Genomic DNA, 22,608 nt, shown 5'->3' on the forward strand with positions numbered 1-22,608 from the left:
TCGCCAATTTGAGACTTTCGACATGGACGTTCGCCAGTACGCATTCCTCGCGCGCCAGCCTTCTGCGGCCGTGAAAACCAGAGGGCAGTTCTGTGGCCTGCCCAAACGTTGGTTGGCGCTTCTGTTGGCCAACGTCATGTTCTGGCAACCGATGTGGGCTCAGGCCGAAGGGATTGTGGTGGCGACGCCGGGCACCAGCCTCGGGCAGGCGGGCAACGGCGTGCCGATTGTGCAAATCGCCACACCCAATGGCGCAGGGTTGTCGCATAACCAGTTTCACGACTACAACGTCGGCACCCAAGGTGTCATTCTCAATAACGTCACGGCACAAACCGGCATGACGCAACTGGGCGGCATCATCGTCGGCAACCCCAACCTGACCAAGGGTGTCGCGGCGCAGACCATCCTCAACGAAGTCGTAGGTGGCAGCCCGAGCCAGTTGCGCGGCTATACCGAAGTTGCAGGGCAATCGGCCCGTGTGATTGTCGCAAACCCGTATGGCATCAGTTGCAACGGTTGCGGCTTCATCAACACTCCGCGCGTCACCCTCACCACCGGCAAACCGGTATTGGATGCTGCGGGCCGACTGGACCACTATCAGGTCGATCAGGGCAGCGTCGCCATCGACGGTGCCGGGCTGAACGCCAACAATGTCGATCGTTTCGAGATCATCACTCGCAGCGCAACCATCAACGCCGAAATCCAGGCGAATAACCTGACGGTCATTGCCGGTCGCAACGACGTTAACGCCGATAGCCTCAACGCCACTGCTCGCGCCAACGATGGCAGCGCCAAACCGGAACTGGCCATCGACTCCTCTGCACTGGGCGGCATGTACGCCGGGGCGATCAAACTGGTTGGCACCGAGGCTGGGGTCGGGGTGAAACTGGCCGGCAATATGGCCGCCAGCGGCGGGGATATTCAACTCGATGTCAACGGCCAACTGAGCATGGCCCAGACCGCTGCCAGTGGCGCGGTCAACGTCAAAGCCGCCAGCCTCGACGCCCAGGGCCCGGTCTACGCCGGCACGGTCGTCAACGTGCAAACCCAAGGCGACCTGAGCAACCAACAATCCCTCGCCGCTCGGGACAGCATCACCCTCACCGCCGGCGGGCAACTGACCAACAACGGAATCATCGAAGCCGGAGTTAACGCCGACAACAGCCGCAACGCCAATGGTGACGTCAGCCTCATCGCACAGAACCTCAACAACAGCGGTAAAAGCGTGGCGGCCAGCCGCACCCTAACGGTCAGTACAACGCAAACCCTGACCAACCAGGGCGGGACGTTGAGTGGGCAAACCACCACGGTCAACGCCGGCACGCTGGATAACCAGAACAGCGGTCGGGTGCTGGGGAACGGTACGCTGAATCTCGCCGCTAATCAGGTGCTCAACACGCTGGGAGTCATCACCAGCCAAGGCAACCTGACCGCCAATGTTGGGCAATTGAACAACCACAATGGCGAGCTTTCCAGCGCCGGCAACACCACGGTGAATGCCTCGTCACTGGATAACAGCGATGGTCAGGTGACCGGTGACGTTGCACTGAACATTGGGCTGATCGGTGCACTGAATAACCAGAACGGTGTGCTAGGTTCCGGCAAGAACGTCAGTATCACTGCCGCCAGTCTGGACAGCAGCCATAACGGCAGCCTTGTCAGCGATGGCGACCTGACCGCACGCATTGCGGGCCTATTCGATAACCAGAACGGTGACCTCAGCGCCAAAGGCGTGGTTGACCTGCAGACTGGCAGCCTCGACAACCGTAATGGCAGCCTGTCCGGCAAGGACCGACTGACGCTGCGCAGCGATTCGCTGGACAACCGCACCGGTAAAGTACGCGCCGCCAACGATTTGCAATTGAACGTCGGGCAACTGGATAACCGCCAAAAAGGGCTGCTCAACAGTCAGGCCGCGATCAATTTCACCGGCACTCAACTGGACAACCGCGGTGGCCTGTTGAGCGCAGTGGGGCCAATGCGTCTGGACGCAGCCAGTACCGATAACAGTGGCGGTCGCATCGCCAGCCAAACCGATCTGATCGCCAACGTTGCGCAGTTCACCAACCTGGGGGGAGAACTGGTCGCCCAAGGCGCGTTGACCCTGAACGGCAAGGTACTGGATAACAGTGGCGGTGGCCTGGTAGGCGCCACAAAAGCGCTGAAACTCAACGTCGATGCGGTGGACAACCGTGGCGGGGAAATCTCCAGCGCCGTCGATGTCAGCCTGCAAGGCTCGCAACTGAACAACAGTGATAACGGCAAGATCCTCGCCGGCACCGATCTAGGCCTGCGTGTGGCACAGATCATCAACCAGACCCAAGGCCAGCTATTCAGCAAAGGCGCAACGACGGTTGCCGGCCAGAGCCTGGACAACAGCGGTGGCAGTCTCGTCACCCAACAAGGCCTGGATATTCGTCTCGACAATGCCTTGAGTAACGTCGAGGGCCTGATCAGCAGTGAAGGTACGTTGACCGTCAATGCGGCGAGTCTCGACAGCACTCGCGGTAGCCTGTCGAGTGCCGGTGCCTTGACGTTGACCACCTTGGGCATGCTGAAGAATCGGGGGGGCTCGATCAGCGCAGACAGCACCTTGACCCTCAACAGCGCCAGCCTCGACAACAGCCAAAAAGGCCTGATCAGCGGCAAGCGTGCGACGGTTGTAACGACCGGGACGTTCGACAACACTCAGGGCGGGCAATTGATCAGCAGCGACACCCTTGACCTGAGCGCGGCTCAGGTGAGTAACGGGGTTGCCAGCCGAATCGCCAGCGATAAAGCGTTGACCGCCAGTGTCACCGGGTTCGATCAGCAGGCTGGTCAACTGTTCAGCAAAACCTCCCTGAGCCTCGACTTGAACCACGGTCAGTTGAACAACCAGAACGGCCTGATCAACGCGCCGCTGCTGATGTTGAAAAACCTCAAGGACGTCAACAACCAGAACGGTGAAATCTCCAGCGCCCAGGCGTTCAGCTTGCTTGCCAGCAACCTGGACAACAGCAACGGCAAACTCATCAGTAACCAGAGCCTGACACTGCGCATTGATCAGCGGTTGACTAGCATCAAAGGCCTGATGTCGGCCCAGACGCTGGACGTGCGCAGCGAGTATCTCGACAACAGTGGCGGTCTGATCAGCAGCCGCGGCACCCTCGGGGTAACGGTAGACGGTCAGGTCGTCAACCAGGACGGCACCCTGATTGCTGACGGTAATGTGCAGATCAGCGCCGACAGCGTGGACAACAGCCGTGGCCAGATCGCCGGTAAAGCCGATGTCACGACCAACGTCGCAAACGTCAATAACCAGGGCGGACAACTGATTGCAACCGGTGGCCTGACACTGACCGGTACCAGCCTCGACAACCGCAACGGCGGCCTTGTCGGAGCAAACAACGCACTGAACTTGAGCGTCGGCTCCATCGATAACCGTGGGGGCGAGTTGTCGAGTGCATCCGACATCACCTTGGTGAGCAACCGCCTGGACAACAGCGATGGCGGTCAGGTGGTTGCGCAGGGCGCGCTGGCGCTGACAGTCGATCATGTCATCAACCGCGCCAAAGGTTTGCTGTCGGGCAAGTCTGACCTGACGTTGATCGGGCAGGATCTCGACAACAGCGGCGGCTCGCTGTTGAGCCAGAAAAACCTCAAGGCCGGACTCTCCGGCGCTCTGACCAACAGCCAAGGCCTGCTGAGTGCTGAAGGTGTGCTGGACGTGACCGCAGCCAGCCTGACCAATACCTTCGGCAGCCTGTCTGCTGCAGGCCCGCTGACAGTGACCGCCACAGGCGTCGTGCTCAACCAGGGTGGTGAGATCGTTACCGATGCAGGCCTGGCGATCAACAGTGCCGGCCTCGACAACAGCAACAAAGGCAGCATCAGTGGCAAAGGCGCGGTGAGCGTGAACACCGGAGCGCTGGATAACAGCCACAACGGACGGTTGAACAGCGGCGATACGCTGGACCTGACGACCGGCCAACTGACCAACCAGGACGGCGGCCGTATCGCCAGTTCCGGCGCTCTGACCGCGAGCATCACTGGCCTGGATCAACAGGGCGGCCAACTGTACAGCAACGCCGCCCTGACGCTGGACGTGAACCAGGGCCAATTGAACAACCAGAACGGGTTGATCAGTGCGCCGTTGCTGATGCTCAAAAATCTCACCGACATCAACAACGATGGCGGTGAAATCTCCAGCGCCCAAGCGTTCAACGTGACCGCTCGCAACCTGAACAACAGCAATGGCAAGTTACTGAGCAATCAGGCCCTGACCCTGCGCGTCGATCAGGCACTGACCAACCTCAAAGGGCTGATAGCTGCCGCCACACTCGACGTCAAAGCCACCAGCCTGGACAACAGCGGCGGGACGCTGACCAGTCGTGCCAATCTGGACTTGAGCCTCGACGGACTTCTGAATAACCAGAATGAAGGGCTGATCAACGCCACCAACGGTCTGACCATTAACAGCCGCGGCCTCAATAACCAGAGCGGCTCACTTTTGGGCAGCGCAATTGCCATCGATTTTGGTGCGGCCACAGCAGACCTGAACAACAGCGGCGGCCTGATCACCACCGTAGGTGTGTTGAGCATTCAGCACTTACGCGACCTGAGTAACCGCAACGGCGAAATCTCCAGCACTCAAAGCCTCGATCTCAGCGCGCGGGCACTCGACAACACCGGCGCAAAACTGATCAGCAACAACGTGCTGACAGTGAATGCCGACACCGTGCAAAACCTCGGTGGTTTGCTGTCTGGCTGGCAGGGCCTGAGCCTGACCAGCAACGGCCTGGATAACCGCAACAAAGGTACGCTGTCGAGTCGCGACGGCGATGTTTCCGTCGCCGTCAGCGGTGAAGTACTCAATAGCGGCGAAGGCGCAATCGTCAGCCGGAAAGACCTCAATCTCAACGCCGCGAATCTGGATAACAGCAACGGTGGTGTGATCTCCAGTGGCGGCGCCCAGACCCTGACCCTCAGCGGTCTGCTGACAAACGCCCAAGGCGGTTTGATCGACAGCGGCGCGGCGCTGGTGATTCAGGCGATGACGCTGGGGAATGCCGGCGGCACCATCAACGCCCAGCAGGGCCTTAGCTTCACCGGCACCGCGCTGGATAACACCGGTGGCAATCTGGTCGGCAACGCGGCGGTGACCCTCGACTTGCTCGGCGCGCTGACCAACACCAATGGCAAACTGGCCAGCGTCGGCCCGCTGCGGGTTCAGCGCTCAACGCAAATCGATAACCAGGGCGGCCAGCTCGCCAGCCAAGGCTTGATGACGCTGCTCACCGGCGGCCTGGACAACCGTAATCGCGGTACCGTCGCGGCCAACGATCTGCTGACGCTCACCACGCCGGGCGCCCTGCAGAACAGCGCCGACGGCTTGATCTACAGCCAGACTGGCGACTTGAATATCCAGGCGGCCAACCTCGCCAACGCCAAAGGCACCTTGCAAAGCCAGGGCGCGTTGACTGTCATCACGGGCGGCGATATCGACAACCAGAGCGGCCGGATTATCGCCAAGGCCGGTGACCTGTCGATCAACGCCAACAACCTCGACAACCGCGGCGGCGTGCTTTCCAGCCTGCAAGCAGCGTTCACCACGCACCTGACCGGCGTGCTGAAAAACGGCTATGACCTGAACAACAACCGTCAGGGCGGCGTGACCCAGGCACAGCGCTTGAACCTGACCGCCTTGGGTGGCATCGATAACTACGGCGGACGGGTTTCGGCGCAAAGCGGTGACGCGATCATCACCACCGGCAACTTCGACAACCGTAACGGCGGCCTGTACGCCAAAGGCAAGATCAACGTCACCGGCAACGATTTTGACAACAGCGGCGACAATGATGGCCAGATTGCCGGTCAGCAGATCGACCTCAACCTCAGTGGCGCACTGAATAACCGGCTGGGCATCATCGAAAGCGACAGCACCCTGGCGATCAAGGCCGCGAGCCTCGATAACCAGACTGGCCAACTGCGTGCCCTGGGCAGCAGCGGTAAAACCGACTTCCAGATTGGCGGGCTGTTTGACAACCGCAACGGCACGCTGGAAAGCGCCAACACCGACCTGAGCCTGGCTGCAAGTGGCTTTCTCAATGATGGCGGCAGCTTGCTGCATGTGGGCGACGGCACGTTCGACATCTCCACCACTAACGTCACGGGCGCCGGCGGCTCGATCGTCACTCGCGGCGGCCTGACGCTTAACGCCGATAGCTGGAGCAACAGCAACGTCATCCAGGCCGCGCGCCTGAACGTCAACGTCAATAACTTCACCCAGACCGCCAGCGGCCAACTGTTGGCGTCCACCAGCCTCGTCGGTAGCGGCGGCAATTGGACCAACGACGGACTGATCGCCAGTGACGGTGCGCTGAGCCTGAACCTCGGTGGCACATACGCAGGCAATGGCCGGCTCAGCAGCCTTGGGACACTCGGACTGAGTGCCGGGCAAGTGAGCCTGAACGCGGCTTCGAGCATTGCCGGCGGCGGGGATACCACGGTGTCAGTCGGCGGCCAACTGAGTAACGTCGGTCGCCTGACGTCGGCGACTAACCTGACCGTCAACGCTGGGGGCATCAACAACCAGGGTACGCTGGGCAGCGCTCAAACGCTGACCGTGACCACCGGCACGCTGGTCAATGATCGCGGGCTGATCTTCAGTGGCGGCAACATGGGCCTGCGGGTCAATGCACTGAACAACAACTACGCCAACATCTACAGCTTGGGCAACCTCACGATTGACCGTGACGGCCAAGGCGCCCAGGCCACCAGCATCCTCAATAATTCCGCGTCGATTCAGAGCGACGGCAGCATGAGCCTCTCGGCGAGCACCATCCAGAACACTCGGGACGTGCTCACCGTCAACAACGCAGGCATCTACACCGCCAGGATCGGAGAAGTGACCTGCATCGAAGGGTACAACGCCGGTGACTGTAGCGGAAAACAGAACCACGTTTGGGAGATCGTCCAGCGCGAGAAACTTGAGGTCACTGCGGCCAGCGCTGCGGCCAGCATCACGGCTGGCGGCGACCTTACCCTGAACGGTGGTGACCTGCTGAACCAGAGCAGCACCATCGCAACGGGGGGCAACTTGAGCGCCACACTGGTCAACCTGACCAACAGCGGCGTTGAAACCGGTGAAACCGAAACTACCCGTATCTATAGGTCCGAGCGAGTCCGCGACGCGGGCAGCTGGTACGACGCCGCGAATGCCTTCACGAACCAGTACTGGTATCAAAGCAGCGGCTATAACGCCGCTAACCTGAGTGGCCTTCTGGGCGGGATGGCCAACTTTATTGGCATGACCGAAACTGAACTGCCGGGATTGGGCAGCTCCCGCAAGCTGGCTTCCGGCGACCAGAGCTACGCGGCGATCATCCAGGCCGGCGGCGCGGTCAACGTCAACGCTCAGAACACTATCGGTAACGGTGCCGTACGCCCTGGTTATACCTATGTAGGCAGCGGTCCGCGCACCGATACGGGGGCGGCGGGCAGTGCGTTCTCCACGCGCATCAGCCTCAACCAGCAATTGCCGCCCAACCTCTCCCAGCAGCAAGTCAACCCGCTGGCCTTGCCGGGCTTCGCGTTGCCCACCGGGCAAAACGGCCTGTTCCGCTTGAGCGCTCAAGACAGCAGCGCCCCAGCGAAGACCGGCGCGCAGAGCTGGACCATGGGCGGCGGCGCCGTCAATCCGGACCTGCGTCAGCAAGCACTGCCCAATGTTCAGTCCCGCAACATTCAACTGGGCAACAACGCTCAGGCTTCGGCCAGCAGCGTAGACCTGAGCGCGACAGATCGTCAGACGCCAAACGTGAGCGCTGGGGCCCGCGCATTCAATGCCAGCACGCCGGCCGCTGACGCGGATAGCTCAGCACTGCCCAGTCGTTCCACGGCGTTTACCGTTAATCGCGTCCAGGGCTTGCCCGCCAGCAGCGGTCAGTCCAAACCGCAGAAATACCTGATCGAAACCAACCCAGTACTCACCGACCTCAAGCAGTTCATGAGCTCGGACTACCTGTTGTCCAACCTCGGTTACGACCCCGATCAAAGCGCCAAGCGCCTGGGTGATGGTCTCTATGAACAGAGCCTGATTCAGCAAGCCGTAGTCGCCCGAACCGGCCAGCGCTTCATCGACGGCCAGACCTCCGACGAGGGCATGTTCAAGTATTTGATGAACAACGCCGTCGCCAGCAAACAGGAGCTCAACCTGTCGCTTGGTGTCAGCTTGACCTCCGAGCAAGTCGCGGCCCTGACCCACGACATTGTCTGGATGGAAAACGCCGAGGTGAACGGCGAGCAAGTGCTGGTGCCGGTGCTGTACCTGGCCAACGCCAACAATCGCCTGGCCGCCAACGGCGCCCTAATCCAGGGCCGTGACGTGACCCTGATCGCCGGCAAAGACCTGAACAACGCCGGCACGTTGAAAGCCACCAACAACCTCTCCGCCACAGCCGGCAACGACCTGGTGAACAGCGGCCTGGTCGAAGCGGGCAATCGTCTCGACCTGCTGGCCGGCAACGACTTGATCAACAAGGCCGGCGGTGTCATCGCCGGTCGCGACGTCTCACTGACGGCCGGCCGCGACGTGATCAACGAACGCACTGTCACCACCCACGAAAGCAGCAGCAGCTACCGAACCGAACGCACTGACTTCGTCGACAACGCCGCCCGTATCGAAGCCGCCAACGGCCTGACCGTCAACGCCGGGCGAGACGTCAACAACACCGGCGGCGTGCTCAAAAGCGGCACGGACACCGCGATCGCTGCCGGACGTGACGTCAATCTTGTCTCTGCTGAACAAGTCACCAGCGGCGTGCGTGGTTTGCATACGAACCAGACCATTACCCAATACGGCTCGACCGTCGATGCAGGGCAAGACTTGAAGGTCAGCGCTGGCCGGGATGTCACCGCGATTGCCAGTCAGATTGCTGCCAAGCGTGATGTGAGCATGAGTGCGGTGGGTGATCTGACCCTGGCTTCGGCGGCGGATGAGCAGCATTCGTATGGTAAGACGAAGAAGGTGACGAGTCAGGAGGATCACGTTCAGCAGGTTTCCACGACAGTGACTGCCGGAGGCAACGTCGCCTTGAACGCTGGCCAGGATTTGTTGGTAAGTGCCAGTCGTGTAAGTGCCGGGAAGGAAGCTTACCTGTACGCAGGAAACGATCTAGACCTGAACGCGGCGCAAAACAGCGATTACAGCTACTACCGCAAAACCAAGACCAGTAGCGGTTTGTTGTCCAGCAGCCAGAAGACACGCATCGACAGCAGCAGTTCTATCACTCAACAGGGCTCCTCCATCAGTGCCGACACGGTGGTCGTCCGTGCCGGTCGGGACATTGGCACTACCGCCAGTGACGTAGCTTCCACCAACGCCACCGGCCTGATTGCCGGACGCAATGTGGTGATTGACGGGGCGACGGAAACCTTCGAACAAAGCCATTCTACGTCGAGTAAAAAATCCGGTCTGTTGGGGACTGGTGGTATAGGTTTCACCATAGGTTCGACTAGCCTTCAAAATACCTCGAGCAGCACTACTGAGAGTAGTAAGGCCAGTACCGTCGGCAGCGTGCTTGGCAGCGTCGATATTCAGGCCGGTAAAGATCTGACCATAAAAGGTTCTGATGTTATTGCAGGCAAGGACATCAACCTCATTGGCCAAAACGTCAACATTATTGCTGCCGAAAATAACAACAAGAGCGAGCAAACCTCTAAAAGCAAAAGCGGTGGGTTGACGCTGGCACTCTCCGGAACTGTCGGCAGTGCGGTCAATACCGCTTATCAAACGGCCAAGCAAGCCAAGCAGGAAGACGACAGCCGTGTATCCGCCTTGCAAGGTATCAAAGCAGGGTTAACCGGTGTTCAGGCTTGGCAGGCTGCTCAGCAGAGCGGCGAAATGACTGCTGACAACGCTGGGCAGTTTGTCGGTATTAGCATCTCCCTCGGTGCGCAGAAGTCGAGTTCAAAACAAACCCAAGAACAAACGATTAGCCAAGGCAGTAGCCTGACCAGCGGCAACAATCTCGGCATTGTCGCCGTCGGTAACGGTACTCCTGGGGTAGACGGTGATATCCGTGTTCAAGGCAGTAACCTCAAAGCAGTCAACGACATTTCGCTGGCCGCTGAGCGGGATATCCGTCTTGAAGCAGCCGCCAATAGCCAAAAGTTGGACGGCAAAAACAATAGTGGCGGTGGCGCAATCGGGATTAGTTTGGGGGTCGGCCCTCAAGGCGGTGGCCTGAGTATCTTCGCCAACGCTAATAAAGGCACAGGTAATGAAAAAGGTACCGGCACCACATGGACTGAAACCACGCTGGATGCAGGACATCAGGCTAACCTGGTCAGTGGACGAGACACGGCCCTTAAGGGCGCACAAGTCAGTGCTGACAAGATCGCTGCCAGTGTTGGTCGCGACCTGACACTGCAGAGCCTTCAAGACACCGACAATTATAAGTCCAAGCAAACTGATGTGAGTGGCGGCGTGAGTGTCACGATCATCGGTACAGGCGGTTCAGCCAGTCTTAGCGTCAGCCAAACCAAGATCGACTCCAAGTACCAAAGCGTGCAGGAGCAGACCGGCTTATACGCGGGTAAAGGTGGTTATCAGGTTGATGTGGGTAATCACACACAACTTGATGGAAGCGTCATAGCAAGTACCGCAGAGGTCGATAAGAATCGGCTGAGTACAGGTACTCTCGGCTGGAGTGATATCAAGAACGAGGCCGAATACAAGAGCCAAATGCAAAGTGCCAGCGTCAGCAGTTCCAGTGACGGCAGTGGCGGTTTTACCAGCAATATGCCCAGCGGTACTTTGATCGCTTACAACCATGGTGGCAGCGCCAGCGGTACGACCTCATCGGCCGTCTCCAATGGCACCCTCGATATTCGCGACCCTGCCAAACAACAGCAAAATGTGGCGACCCTTAGCCACGACGTCGAACATGCCAACGACAGCATCAGCCCAATCTTCGATAAAGAGAAAGAGCAGAAGCGCCTACAACAGGTAAAACTGATCAGTGAGATAGGTACTCAGGTCTCGGACATCGTTCGCACCCAGGGTGAGCTCAATGCGGAAAAAGTCGCGCGCAAAGAGTTGGCGAGTCAGGGTAATGAAAAGCCTACCCAGGAGCAGATACGGGCAGCGAAGTCCTATAAGGAGGCTATGGAGCCATACGGCACGGGGGGCGACTATCAACGTGCGACTCAAGCCGTGACGGCGGCCCTGCAAGGATTGGCAGGAGGCGACATCGGATCAGCCCTAGCGGGGGCTTCTGCCCCCTATCTTGCGAATTTTATTAAGCAGCAAACGGAGGACAACGACACCGCTAGGATCATGGCGCAGGCGGTGCTTGGTGCAGTAGTTGCCAAGACTCAGGGGAATTCAGCTGCGGCGGGGGCGGCGGGCGCCGCTACAGGAGAGTTGATTGCTGCTCAGTTGTATCCGTCTATTAAACGTGAGGATTTGAGCGAGGCGCAGAAACAGACAATCTCGGCGCTCTCAACACTGGCGGCAGGTTTTATCGGTGGCGCGGTGGGCGGCGACTTGGCAGGGGCGGCGGCTGGCGCTCAATCAGGCAAAAACGCAACAGAGAACAATGAGCTAGGCAGTCGCCTGCTTGCAGAGAAGCGCTATCGCGACTACGCAGAGCAAAGTTGTGGCGGCGTGGCAGCAGATGTATGCCGGTCGAACTACAGCCAAAAAATCATGAATGAAAGCGGACCTGTCGTCGCTGTGTTGTCGGGTACCGGGGTTGCTGCAGGGGTTGTGCTACTGGGGCCGGAGTTGATGCTCGCTTGCGGCATGAACCCGACAATTTGTACGGAGCTTGGCATTGCGGCGGTTGAGTTGCCCTTTGGGGCTGCGACCACTGGCGGTACAGCGCTGGGCATGGGAGGATTTGGGAGTGCGGCGGCGAAGGAGGTAGCCGCCGCTGCCGATGCAACTGGTGCGGTGCAAGGTGCAAAAGGTCTTGGAAAGGACTACGTTGACATTCTTTCTCCAGAAGCAAAGCAACACATTTTGTACGGCGATAAGCCAGGCAGCGGTGGACATATGTGGCCAGGACAGGAAGGAAAGACAGTCTTTCCTGAAAGTTGGTCAGGAGATAAAATTGTTGACGCGATTGGCGATATCACGACATCTCCGAGCACTAAGTGGTACGCGCAAACTGGAACCGGTGGGGCTTATACAGCTAAAGGAGATGCTGCTAAATGGGTTGCTTATGAAACTCGTGATGGCGTGCGAGTGCGAGTTGTATACCAACCGGCTACAGGAAAGGTGATTACTGCCTTCCCTGATGATGCCCCTATTCCACCCTACAAGCCTATTAAGTAGAATTTATGTTTGCAGATCGTATCATTAAGTTTGGACGAAGGTTTGAAGGTCGATTGGATTCCGACCTTCTCCAAGGAGCCTTGGATTATGTCGCGTATAACGAAGAGAGTCTGGCTTTTGAGATTTTGTGCGATCATATTTGCGAATATGATATCTCTATCACGGACGAAGAATATAATGAGGCTGTTCGACTAGTTCTAGATATTGGACTTGATTTGGGTGAAGGTCCATTTAAGCATTTGTTGGGATTGAAGAAATAAAAAATAAAAATTATTTGGTGCAAAAGAAATACCTAAGGAATTAGGTAAAGTGTCTTTTGATGCAGCTAATGGTGTGGGAACCATCTACTCTCCAAGAGTCACCATGAGCGGAAGTGAAATAACATTTGATGAGTTTGCGATAGGTACTTCGAAAGGATTCATTGGCGTTGGTGCTGATGGGGCCGCTGAATTAGCAGGACCATTGAAGAAAATGCTTGCTTATGCTCAGTCCCAAGGTGCAGAAAAAATTACTCTGACAGGTCGCTATGCATCCCCAGAAGGCTCTAAGCTTGGGACAGGTAGTTTTGATAATGTAAATCAGAATTTTTCCTTTAGCTTTCCCGCGACTAAGGAAGGCTTGAGGGATCTTTTAAAAGGGGTTGGACAATGAAGGTTCGTCGAACACTTGAAAAAAGGATGAAAGATGTTGAAGCCTTAGGTCGTGGGTTCTTTCATGAGGAAGCTGAAGATGGTGACATTTTATTTTCTACTGGGATAGAGGGTGGAAGGTTAGATGTATATGTTGACGGTTTTTTCTTTGGAAATAATGAAGTTGCGAATAAGGTGTTGTTTGCTGATATTTCTAGTATTGAAAGTCACCTGAATGTAGAACTTTTTTCGAATTCGAGTCGCTCGGGGGATGTTGATTTTTACGTTCCCTTAGATGTGAAATGTGGCTTGTCCAATTTTGCGTTATTTTTACCATTCTTGACTTACTCTAATGTTATGAATATTTTGGTTGGGCTTAGAGAGGATTGGGTGAGGCAGATATCTCCTAAAGGATAGTTGGTGCAAAAGCAACTACTAACGCTCCAAATACACCCAGGTTCATTACGGACTCTGCCGGTAATACTATTGATTTAGATTATACCAAGGGACTCAGGGAAACGAATGTGACGGTCACGGGAACGCGTGGTGGTGTTCAGTATCCATTGCAAGGGCAAACTCCCGATTCTTATGCGAATCTTGGAAATGGGCATGTTGTTGTCTACGGTCCTGAGGGGCGTGCACTATATGATGTGTCTAGCTCTCGGATTAAGGTGGTCGAATGGAACCAAGCTCCGAATGGAACATATTTCCCCAAGAAGGGAAGTGATACAAAAGTTTTTGAGGGGGAATGTTCCTCAGTCGGTTCTTGATAGCTTGGGGTTGAAATGATGAAAGTTTATCAGGGTAATATTTCTAAAGAGTCGTTGAGTCTGTTTATTTCAGATATTGGCTCCGGGGAGTTTTTTTCATATGTAGGGCACTTGGTTTCATTAGAACAGGCAATTTCTGTTCTGGGTTTGCTCTCTCCTGATTTTATTGAGGTCAATGGTCACATTTTCTGGCTGCCTAACGCTCAGCAATACGATCCGCAAAAATTTCATTTGAACGGGCTGGTTGAGACCGAATCTAGTGTGTTGGAACAAAGTACATCGCGTAGAGACGTTGAACGATACAGAAATATTTTTTCAATAAATCAGTTCTTTTCAAAGTGGGAGGATGCACCGGGTCGACCCGTATTTAAAGTGGGCCTGTCGGAAGAAGATTATCGTCTTTGTCATTTATTTGCTGAACAGATCACTAGATATTGGAAGCGCGCGTTATCCGATGCCTTTCCAGAGAAGGTATTTCAGTTTGAAATTGCTGACGATCTTCTCGATGAATATGGTGTCTGTCTGACATTCTGGCAGTCGTAGTTTAAAGAGCGCACAGGATGTGTCCGCGCCATTAAAACCACTGCCAGAGGCTAAATAATAATTATGCGTTTAGAAATGGTTGAGGAAAGTCTTGTAGAAAAACTTAAGGTAGTCCGTGAGGAACAACGAAGACGTGCTGTAAAAGTGGCTTGCGAACTTGCTTTACAGGCCTGCCCAGTAGAAGTGTCTATTGTTGCCGAGTCTCTTAGGTATCTACAATCTGGTAATAAACTCACGACTGATCAGGTTTCTGGGCTAGATGCTTTAGCTGCACAGTTAGATGAGAAGTATTTTGACTTGCAAGACAGCCTGGACGAAGGGCAAAGCTTAAATGTAGAAGGCCTTCAGCTGTTTAGCCACGCTCGCGCTGTATCGGCGCTGTCCTTAGCTGGTGGAGAGGATTCGCTTATGGCAGCGACCGAAGCAATATATGAGGCATCATCAGCCGTTGATGATGGAACTAATATTTTTAAAGCAGTACTTTCGGTTTTGCCAAAGTCTTAATCAGCAGGCGTTTTGCTTTGGCTGATATCCGGCGCACTCTTGGGAGGAATAGGGGTCAGACCACGTTTTGCATTGAAGGAGTATTCGTGGCTATTGTTCCGTTCTTTAAAAAATAGAGTTATCCGAGTAGTGGTGGGTCGTCCGAAGGCTATTTGTTCCTAGTCGTATAAGGATGGTCTGACCCCTATTTTTATGCCGAAAAAGTCGCGCGCAAAGAGCTGGCCAGTCAGGGTAATGAAAAGCCTACCCAAGAGCAGATACGGGCAGCGAAGTCCTATAAGGAGGCTATGGAGCCATACGGCACGGGGGGCGACTATCAACGTGCGACTCAAGCCGTGACGGCGGCCCTGCAAGGATTGGCAGGAGGCGACATCGGATCAGCCCTAGCGGGGGCTTCTGCCCCCTATCTTGCGAATTTTATTAAGCAGCAAACGGAGGACAACGACACCGCTAGGATCATGGCGCAGGCGGTGCTTGGTGCAGTAGTTGCCAAGACTCAGGGGAATTCAGCTGCGGCGGGGGCGGCGGGCGCCGCTACAGGAGAGTTGATTGCTGCTCAGTTGTATCCGTCTATTAAACGTGAGGATTTGAGCGAGGCGCAGAAACAGACAATCTCGGCGCTCTCAACACTGGCGGCAGGTTTTATCGGTGGCGCGGTGGGCGGCGACTTGGCAGGGGCGGCGGCTGGCGCTCAATCAGGCAAAAACGCAACAGAGAACAATGAGCTAGGCAGTCGCCTGCTTGCAGAGAAGCGCTATCGCGACTACGCAGAGCAAAGTTGTGGCGGCGTGGCAGCAGATGTATGCCGGTCGAACTACAGCCAAAAAATCATGAATGAAAGCGGACCTGTCGTCGCTGTGTTGTCGGGTACCGGGGTTGCTGCAGGGGTTGTGCTACTGGGGCCGGAGTTGATGCTCGCTTGCGGCATGAACCCGACAATTTGTACGGAGCTTGGCATTGCGGCGGTTGAGTTGCCCTTTGGGGCTGCGACCACTGGCGGTACAGCGCTGGGCATGGGAGGATTTGGGAGTGTGGCGGCGAAGGAGGTAGCCGCCGCTGCCGATGCAACTGGTGCGGTGCAAGGTGCAAAAGAAATCGTGTCGGTTGACACGCAAGCAGCGCTGACGCAGCAGGTTGCTGACTTGCGCGCCACGTTAACAGGCAGCGCTAAGACCAGTGGTAACGTGGGAGTTGCACAGATCGACATTCCCGGCATTCAACCGACAATGGCAGCGTCCAGCCGTATTGGTGTAGCCACTGCTGATCAGCAGGCGTTAGGATTTGTCGGTGAGGTCCCCGAGACATTCCCAAGCACGGTTGTACCGACAGGAAGTAATCCCCCTCAAATGCTCAATAGAGCGGTAGATTCGGAGGCGAAAATTTTGAACAATATCGCGGCACAATTGGGGGACAACACATCGGTTATGGGAAATATTAACTTGCTCACAGAGCGTCCACCATGTGCAAGCTGCTCAAATGTTATTGATTTATTCAAAGCTAAGTATCCGAACATTACTGTCAATGTGTTCGATAATGGTGGTGTAATTCGTCCGACCAAAAAAGGACTCTGAGATGCTGCACGAAGAGCGTGTTAAATATGAAACTCTTAAGTTGTGGGCACTGGAATGCTATTACGAGGGATGCCGAGATCACGCGGTTATGAAGGGGTGGCCTCATGAACAGATCATGGGATACGTTGATTATCAATTTGAAAACGTCTTTGAGCGCCCAGTTGAGATCTTCATGTGGCGAGTCATCCTGTTGGTTCTATCTGGCGGGTGGCACCAAGATTGGTATTCTCGTGCGCGTCAATTGATTGAAGATCAAATCGTCAAAGATGGAGTTGATAACCTTCTGGCCGGAGTGCCTGATGATGAATCAGAGTTGTTTCTACATGACCTGAAAATTTTGAAGCTGATCTGAAGGTGCAAAAGCGACAGGAAACGGAGCGAAGTTTGCCGACCAAGCCAAGCTTGATGACCACTTTGCACGTCACGGTGGTGACTTTGGCGCGAAAAATACGCTTGAGTACCAAGCACAAGCTGATAAGTTCTTAACAGCGTCGAAGCCTGCGGGCGTGCTTGAAAAGGCAAGACCTAATGGAGATATCGTGCGTTACAACCCTGGCACTGATGAATTTGGTGTCGTATCAAGTGGGGGAAGTATTCGCACGTACTACAAGCCTGATCCAGCAGTGCATGGTAAGGGTTAAAACTTGGACTATTTTAATGCCCAATAACAATCAAACATATGTATGTCCGGTATGCAGATATCCTGATCTTGATGAGCCGGCGTATGACAGTTTTGGCTGTGCCTCGTACAATATTTGCCCATGCTGCGGGACGGAGTTTGGGTATGATGACTCGACAACCACTCATTCCGATTTACGCGGAAAGTGGGTTTCTGAGGGGATGCAATGGTGGAGCAAGCATCAACTAAAACCTAATGATTGGGATCCGGTCAGGCAACTAAAAAATAACTAAATGCTCTATTTGTTGGTGCAAAAGCAACTGGCGGGGCCGTAGACCGTGCTACTACTGGGATTGAGTGGGGCAAGGGGGAATGCCTTGGGAGGATTACCTTGGGACGCAACTGCCAGCTGGCTCTCGACTACCGCCGAACTTCAAGACGTTTGACTTTTTTGATAGAACGACCGGTGTTGCGACCAGTGCAAAAACACTTGATACGACCACTGCGGCTAAAATTGCCAATCCAAGTCAGGTTTATTCATCGCTCAAAGGAAATATTGATACCGCCGCAGGGTTTACTGAGTACGGTTTGAAGGACGTAACAGTATCCTCTAGTCAAATTACTAGTCGTGAATTGCAAGTGGCAGTTCCAAAATCTACGACGAGTGCTCAGTGGGATCAAATTAATAGAGCTATTGAGTATGGTCAGGGCAAAGGCGTTACGGTAAAAATTACCAAGGTGGATTAAGATGAGTGATGTCGTAAAAACAGCTTGGGCAGATGCGAAAATAAATAAGGATTTTATTTCCGTAAAAACTTTTTCTGGCTATCGAAGTAGCCAAGCGGATCCGCAAGGTGTGGAGCATTTTTTCAGCCCTGACGCTGCCGATAAAGAGCTAGGCTTTGCTGTGCTTGACGCCTTGGCTCATAGCCGATTTGTGCTTCCCGAGCCGCGAAAGGATGTTTGGATTCATCCTGAAGCTACTTTTGATATGGAGTTATACGACTACAACTTGACCAATCAACGATATGATCAATGGGTTGGCAGTACTTTGGAGCGCTATGGCTACAAGACTAAGCGTGCATTATTTAAAGATATGAAAAAATGCAGTATTGAAAGTAAGAGGGGGCAGATAACTATTCGTCCTAGTCATCACGAAAAGCTAGAAGCCTGGAGTGGTAAGGGACTAAGTGAGAGTGACTATGTCATTATCCCCTGCGGTAGTAGTCCTTCCGATGTAGGTGCGGCCTTACGCTTGGCTTTTAGTCGGTGCACCTAATGTGTAGAGGTTTCGAGTTGATCTGACACCGGCCTCGTGCCGGTGTTGTTTTATCTGCTTACTGCAAAACCTCCCGTCCTTCGCTGCTCGCTTTAGTCGTGGCCTGAGCGATCAGGGCATCAAGCATCTGCGCAACGAATTTCTGTTGGCTCTTGGGTAGTTGGTCGATGGCCTCCAATTGCTGCTGCCATTTCGGAGCCGGCCCACGTTTACGCACAGTGGTTTCCTGCTGCTGACCAAACAGCTCTTCGAGTGTGGTCGAAAGGAGTCGGGCCAGTTCTGGCAGCGCCGCTACCTGAATCCGCCGCTTGCCGGACTCATAGGCTTGGATGGTCTGCTGGGACACGCCCAGCCGTTCAGCCAGTTGGGTTTGGGTGATGCCGTGTTCTTTGCGCAGGCGGGCAATTCGCTCGCCCAGAGCAATGAAAAATTCACGTTCTTCGCTGGTGATGCTCATGGCTGTCGTCGACGAGATCTGTAATAGGACAGCCATTAACGGAGGAATAGGGGTCAGACCACGTTTTGCATTGAAGGAGTATTCGTGGCTATTGTTCCGTTCTTTAAAAAATAGAGTTATCCGAGTAGTGGTGGGTCGTCCGAAGGCTATTTGTTCTTAGTCGTATAATGATGGTCTGACCCCTATTTTTCCGGACTATCGAAAGGAAAATAGCAATGAGTACCGAAAATTTATCGCCTGAACTCGCATATCTTGCGATGTATGAGTTTCTTGTGGATCTGTATCAGCGAACAAAGTCGGACGAATTAGGCTCTTTATTGGGCGGAATGAGTTATCTTTCCGATGGGGAGACAGCCGACCCAGCCGTTTGGAAAGATTGGATGCTTTGCGTGACCAAAGCTTTGGCAGGACAAGGTAATCCTCAACTGAAATTGAAATAATTCGTTTCGGGTTGCCCCTGAAGAAGTTTCTCTGTGGATGCAAAATGGAGGGGTGGCTATTACCAATGGTGTCGGAGCTGGTGGACGTGTTTTCGTAACAACCCCTGGGGCGGCTAGGCAGTTTGAATTTTTAAGTCAAAATGGTTTAACTCCGCGCTGGAAAGTACCCATGTAGGCTTAGGCAAATAGAGCTCAGAAAATGATTGATGAGCTGAGCATTAAAATATTTCAGGGAAAACAGGGTCAGACCACGATTTTTTATTTGTTGGTTTGATTTTTAATGGTGGTCTGCCCCCTATTTCTCCCGGGTCAGTGATGATCAGGGGCGCAGCGCGAGCCGGGGGCTGGCGAACGCGCTTAACCGCTAAGCACTAGTCTCCACGTAGCTCGACTCCCCACCGCCCTTCGCGCCCGACAACCATCCCCACACGAAGCTCAACGTGGTACGCCCGGCCTGATCCACGCCTACCGTGCCACGCGACCAGCCGGCCAGCAGCTCGCCCTCAAGCGTCAGGCATTGATACAGCAACTCGATGGTATCGGCGCCTGTCACGCGCCCGACCTGCGTGCCCGTGCGGATTCGACCGCCTTGGTAAGTGCCGGAAATGGCATCGCCTTCGACAAGGTAATGAAACACCGTGCCGGCACCGGAGAGCCCGTGGGCGTTGTTCGCGACCGTAAAGTGGCGATTGTTCAAACGGGCGTGGATTGGGGAGAAGGGAGTGTCCATGAATGTCGCGTCCGTTCGTGGGGCTGGGTCGAGCCTGGAGACCCAGCGGGCCTCCAGGCGCTTGCCGTATTACTCCACCGTCACCGACTTCGCCAGGTTGCGCGGCTGGTCAACGTCGGTGCCCTTGAGCACGGCGACGTAGTACGACAGCAATTGCAGCGGGAGGGTGTAGAGGATCGGCGACAGAGTGTCGTGGATGTGCGGCATGTTGATGACGTAGGTGCCTTCGCCGTTGACCATGCCGGCTTTCTCGTCGGCGAAGACGATCAGTTGGCCGCCACGGGCGCGCACTTCCTGCAGGTTGGACTTGAGCTTCTCCAGCAATTCGTTGTTCGGCGCGACGGTGACCACTGGCATGTCGTCATCCACCAGGGCCAATGGGCCGTGTTTCAGTTCGCCGGCCGGGTAGGCTTCGGCGTGGATGTACGAAATTTCCTTGAGCTTGAGGGCGCCTTCCATCGCCACCGGGTATTGCGCACCACGGCCAAGGAACAGCGTGTGGTTCTTGTCGGCGAACAGCTCGGCGACTTTTTCTACGGTGCTGTCCATCGCCAGCGCTTCGCCGAGGCGGGTCGGCAGGCGGCGCAGTTCTTCCACCAGGGTGGCTTCGACGCCGGGGGCCAGGGTGCCACGCACTTGGCCCAGGGACAGGGTCAGCAGCAGCAGGCCGACCAGTTGGGTGGTGAAGGCTTTGGTGGAGGCAACACCGATTTCGCGACCGGCCTGGGTCAGCAGGGTCAGGTCGGACTCACGCACCAGGGAGCTGATGCTGACGTTGCAGATCGCCAGGCTGGCGAGGAAGCCGAGCTCTTTGGCGTTGCGCAGGGCGGCCAGGGTGTCGGCAGTTTCACCGGACTGGGAGATGGTCACGAATAGGCTGTCGGGCTGCACCACCACCTTGCGGTAGCGGAATTCGCTGGCGACTTCGACCTGGCACGGAATACCGGCCAGTTCTTCCAGCCAGTAACGCGCAACCATCCCGGCGTGGTAGCTGGTGCCGCAGGCCACGATCTGGACATTGCGCACCTTGGCGAACAGCTCAGCGGCTTGCGGGCCGAAGGCGTTGACCAGCACTTGCTTGTCGCCAAGGCGACCTTCCAGGGTGCGTTGCACCACGGCCGGTTGCTCGTGGATTTCCTTGAGCATGAAGTGGCGGAACGCGCCCTTGTCGGCCGCTTCAGCGCCGTCGCGGTATTGCACGGCTTCGCGCTCGACGGAATTGCCGTTTACGTCCCAGATCGCCACGCTGTCACGGCGGATGTCGGCAATATCGCCTTCTTCCAAGTACATGAAGCGGTCGGTGACCTGGCGCAGGGCCAGTTGGTCGGAGGCGAGGAAGTTTTCCCCCAGGCCCAGGCCGATCACCAGCGGGCTGCCACTGCGTGCGGCAACGACGCGGTCGGGTTGGCTCGCGCAGATCACGGCCAGGCCGTAGGCGCCGTGCAGTTCCTTGACCGTGGCCTTGAGGGCGGTGGTCAGGTCGCTGTAGTCCTTGAGCTTGTGGTTGAGCAGGTGGGCGATGACTTCGGTGTCGGTGTCCGAGGTGAACACGTAACCCAGGCCCTTCAACTGTTCACGCAGCACTTCGTGGTTTTCGATGATGCCGTTGTGTACCACGGCCACGTCGCCGGAGAAGTGCGGATGGGCGTTACGTTCGCACGGCGCACCGTGGGTGGCCCAACGGGTATGGGCGATGCCCAGGCGGCCGACCAGCGGTTCGCCGGCCAGGGCTTGGTCCAACTCGCTTACCTTGCCCGGCCGACGCAGGCGCTCCAGCTTGCCGGCGTTGGTGAAGACCGCCACACCGGCGCTGTCATAGCCGCGGTATTCCAGGCGTTTGAGGCCTTCGATCAGGATGGGGGTGATGTTACGTTCAGCGACTGCGCCAACAATGCCACACATGGTGTTTCTCCTAGATGATTGCCGCGCATATCAGCGTAATGCCGCGGGCTTGGATCTGGTCGCGGGCCTCATGCGGCAGGCGATCATCGGTGATCAGGGTATGGACGCTGCTCCAGGGCAGTTCCAGGTTGGGAATCTTGCGGCCGATCTTGTCGGATTCGACCATCACCACCACTTCACGGGCGACCTCGGCCATCACGCGGCTCAGGCCTAGCAGTTCGTTGAACGTGGTGGTGCCGCGCTGCAGATCGATGCCGTCGGCGCCGATGAACAGTTGATCAAAGTCGTAGGAACGCAGCACCTGCTCGGCAACCTGGCCCTGGAACGAGTCCGAATGCGGGTCCCAGGTGCCACCGGTCATCAGCAGCACCGGCTCGTGTTCCAACTCGCTCAAGGCGCGGGCCACGTGCAGGGAGTTGGTCATCACCACCAGGCCGGGCTGGTGGCCCAGTTCGGGGATCATGGCGGCGGTGGTGCTGCCGCTGTCGATGATGATGCGGGCGTGCTCGCGCAGGCGCATCACGGCGGCACGCGCGATGGCGCGCTTGTAGGCTGAGATGGGCTGGGCGGGGTCGCCGACGAGTTCCTGGGGCATGGTGATCGCGCCACCGTAACGGCGTAACAACAGGCCGTTGCTTTCGAGGGCGGCCAGGTCCTTGCGGATGGTGACTTCCGAGGTTTCGAAACGCTTGGCCAATTCGTCCACGCTGACTTCGCCCCGTTCATTGAGCAAGGTCAGGATGTTGTGGCGTCTTTGGGGTGTATTTCGTTTCGACATGGTGATTATAAGTTTCGTTTCGAAAGATAACGAAGGCAATAGAAACCTATAGGCGAAAGTT

15 protein-coding genes are annotated in these 22,608 nt (G+C 56.0%); 11 read left to right on the plus strand and 4 right to left on the minus strand.

What is annotated here, in order from left to right; genetic code table 11:
• Window positions 1-22 precede the first annotated feature (22 nt).
• From P3S72_RS00805 to P3S72_RS00850, 10 genes are all read left to right on the plus strand, one after another.
• On the plus strand, window positions 23-12,325 hold the full coding sequence (locus P3S72_RS00805) for a hemagglutinin repeat-containing protein (protein WP_276195554.1): 12,303 nt from the start codon (window positions 23-25) through the stop codon (window positions 12,323-12,325).
• Window positions 12,326-12,330: 5 nt separating this feature from the next.
• A complete protein-coding gene (locus tag P3S72_RS00810) occupies window positions 12,331-12,585 on the plus strand; it encodes a MafI family immunity protein (protein WP_276195555.1) in 255 nt (84 codons plus the stop codon).
• Between the two features lie 49 nt (window positions 12,586-12,634).
• Window positions 12,635-12,976 (plus strand): hypothetical protein, encoded by a 342-nt coding sequence (locus tag P3S72_RS00815; protein ID WP_276195556.1) that lies wholly within the window; start codon window positions 12,635-12,637, stop codon window positions 12,974-12,976.
• Window positions 12,973-13,371: a hypothetical protein gene (locus P3S72_RS00820; protein WP_226501951.1), complete on the plus strand. Its 399-nt coding sequence runs from the start codon at window positions 12,973-12,975 to the stop codon at window positions 13,369-13,371. The genes P3S72_RS00815 and P3S72_RS00820 overlap by 4 nt, the downstream gene beginning before the upstream one ends.
• Before the next feature lie 368 nt (window positions 13,372-13,739).
• Entirely contained in the window at window positions 13,740-14,267 is a 528-nt protein-coding gene (locus P3S72_RS00825) for a hypothetical protein (RefSeq protein WP_276195557.1), read from the plus strand.
• A 63-nt stretch (window positions 14,268-14,330) separates the two neighbouring features.
• Entirely contained in the window at window positions 14,331-14,771 is a 441-nt protein-coding gene (locus tag P3S72_RS00830) for a hypothetical protein (protein ID WP_276195558.1), read from the plus strand.
• 287 nt (window positions 14,772-15,058) lie between these two features.
• Complete coding sequence (locus P3S72_RS00835; RefSeq protein WP_276195559.1) at window positions 15,059-16,342, plus strand: deaminase domain-containing protein; 1,284 nt, start codon at window positions 15,059-15,061, stop codon at window positions 16,340-16,342.
• 1 nt (window position 16,343) lies between these two features.
• Window positions 16,344-16,694, plus strand: coding sequence for a hypothetical protein (locus tag P3S72_RS00840; protein WP_276195560.1), 351 nt, complete (start codon window positions 16,344-16,346; stop codon window positions 16,692-16,694).
• A gap of 639 nt (window positions 16,695-17,333) precedes the next feature.
• A complete protein-coding gene (locus P3S72_RS00845) occupies window positions 17,334-17,708 on the plus strand; it encodes a hypothetical protein (protein WP_177000244.1) in 375 nt (124 codons plus the stop codon).
• A gap of 1 nt (window position 17,709) precedes the next feature.
• Window positions 17,710-18,240, plus strand: coding sequence for a contact-dependent growth inhibition system immunity protein (locus P3S72_RS00850; protein WP_276195561.1), 531 nt, complete (start codon window positions 17,710-17,712; stop codon window positions 18,238-18,240).
• Window positions 18,241-18,298: 58 nt separating this feature from the next.
• Here P3S72_RS00850 and P3S72_RS00855 read toward each other — a convergent pair whose 3' ends face one another.
• Window positions 18,299-18,697, minus strand: a complete 399-nt coding sequence (locus P3S72_RS00855; RefSeq protein WP_096480654.1) for a helix-turn-helix domain-containing protein — start codon at window positions 18,695-18,697, stop codon at window positions 18,299-18,301.
• Between the two features lie 215 nt (window positions 18,698-18,912).
• Between P3S72_RS00855 and P3S72_RS00860 the strand changes: the two genes are divergently transcribed.
• Window positions 18,913-19,137 (plus strand): hypothetical protein, encoded by a 225-nt coding sequence (locus tag P3S72_RS00860; protein ID WP_276195562.1) that lies wholly within the window; start codon window positions 18,913-18,915, stop codon window positions 19,135-19,137.
• Between the two features lie 364 nt (window positions 19,138-19,501).
• On the opposite strand, the gene P3S72_RS00865 is transcribed toward P3S72_RS00860, so the two are convergent.
• The 3 genes from P3S72_RS00865 to P3S72_RS00875 form a co-directional block, all read right to left on the minus strand.
• Window positions 19,502-19,867, minus strand: a complete 366-nt coding sequence (locus P3S72_RS00865) for a hypothetical protein (protein WP_276195563.1) — start codon at window positions 19,865-19,867, stop codon at window positions 19,502-19,504.
• 69 nt (window positions 19,868-19,936) lie between these two features.
• Window positions 19,937-21,769, minus strand: coding sequence for a glutamine--fructose-6-phosphate transaminase (isomerizing) (glmS, locus tag P3S72_RS00870; RefSeq protein WP_247408019.1), 1,833 nt, complete (start codon window positions 21,767-21,769; stop codon window positions 19,937-19,939).
• 10 nt (window positions 21,770-21,779) lie between these two features.
• A complete protein-coding gene (locus P3S72_RS00875; protein ID WP_253400228.1) occupies window positions 21,780-22,547 on the minus strand; it encodes a DeoR family transcriptional regulator in 768 nt (255 codons plus the stop codon).
• Window positions 22,548-22,608: the final 61 nt, after the last annotated feature.

The organism is Pseudomonas sp. D3 (assembly GCF_029320995.1).
GTDB classification, from domain to species: domain Bacteria; phylum Pseudomonadota; class Gammaproteobacteria; order Pseudomonadales; family Pseudomonadaceae; genus Aquipseudomonas; species Aquipseudomonas paraveronii.

What these genes read in the sequence shown, in the direction of transcription:
- P3S72_RS00805 (WP_276195554.1), top strand. Translation starts at nt 23, where the DNA reads ATGGACGTTCGCCAGTACGCATTCCTCGCGCGCCAGCCTTCTGCGGCC.
- P3S72_RS00810 (WP_276195555.1), top strand. Translation starts at nt 12,331, where the DNA reads ATGTTTGCAGATCGTATCATTAAGTTTGGACGAAGGTTTGAAGGTCGA.
- P3S72_RS00820 (WP_226501951.1), top strand. Translation starts at nt 12,973, where the DNA reads ATGAAGGTTCGTCGAACACTTGAAAAAAGGATGAAAGATGTTGAAGCC.
- P3S72_RS00825 (WP_276195557.1), top strand. Translation starts at nt 13,740, where the DNA reads ATGATGAAAGTTTATCAGGGTAATATTTCTAAAGAGTCGTTGAGTCTG.
- P3S72_RS00830 (WP_276195558.1), top strand. Translation starts at nt 14,331, where the DNA reads ATGCGTTTAGAAATGGTTGAGGAAAGTCTTGTAGAAAAACTTAAGGTA.
- P3S72_RS00835 (WP_276195559.1), top strand. Translation starts at nt 15,059, where the DNA reads ATGGAGCCATACGGCACGGGGGGCGACTATCAACGTGCGACTCAAGCC.
- P3S72_RS00840 (WP_276195560.1), top strand. Translation starts at nt 16,344, where the DNA reads ATGCTGCACGAAGAGCGTGTTAAATATGAAACTCTTAAGTTGTGGGCA.
- P3S72_RS00845 (WP_177000244.1), top strand. Translation starts at nt 17,334, where the DNA reads ATGCCTTGGGAGGATTACCTTGGGACGCAACTGCCAGCTGGCTCTCGA.
- P3S72_RS00850 (WP_276195561.1), top strand. Translation starts at nt 17,710, where the DNA reads ATGAGTGATGTCGTAAAAACAGCTTGGGCAGATGCGAAAATAAATAAG.
- P3S72_RS00855 (WP_096480654.1), bottom strand. Translation starts at nt 18,697, where the DNA reads ATGAGCATCACCAGCGAAGAACGTGAATTTTTCATTGCTCTGGGCGAG.
- P3S72_RS00860 (WP_276195562.1), top strand. Translation starts at nt 18,913, where the DNA reads ATGAGTACCGAAAATTTATCGCCTGAACTCGCATATCTTGCGATGTAT.
- P3S72_RS00865 (WP_276195563.1), bottom strand. Translation starts at nt 19,867, where the DNA reads ATGGACACTCCCTTCTCCCCAATCCACGCCCGTTTGAACAATCGCCAC.
- glmS (WP_247408019.1), bottom strand. Translation starts at nt 21,769, where the DNA reads ATGTGTGGCATTGTTGGCGCAGTCGCTGAACGTAACATCACCCCCATC.
- P3S72_RS00875 (WP_253400228.1), bottom strand. Translation starts at nt 22,547, where the DNA reads ATGTCGAAACGAAATACACCCCAAAGACGCCACAACATCCTGACCTTG.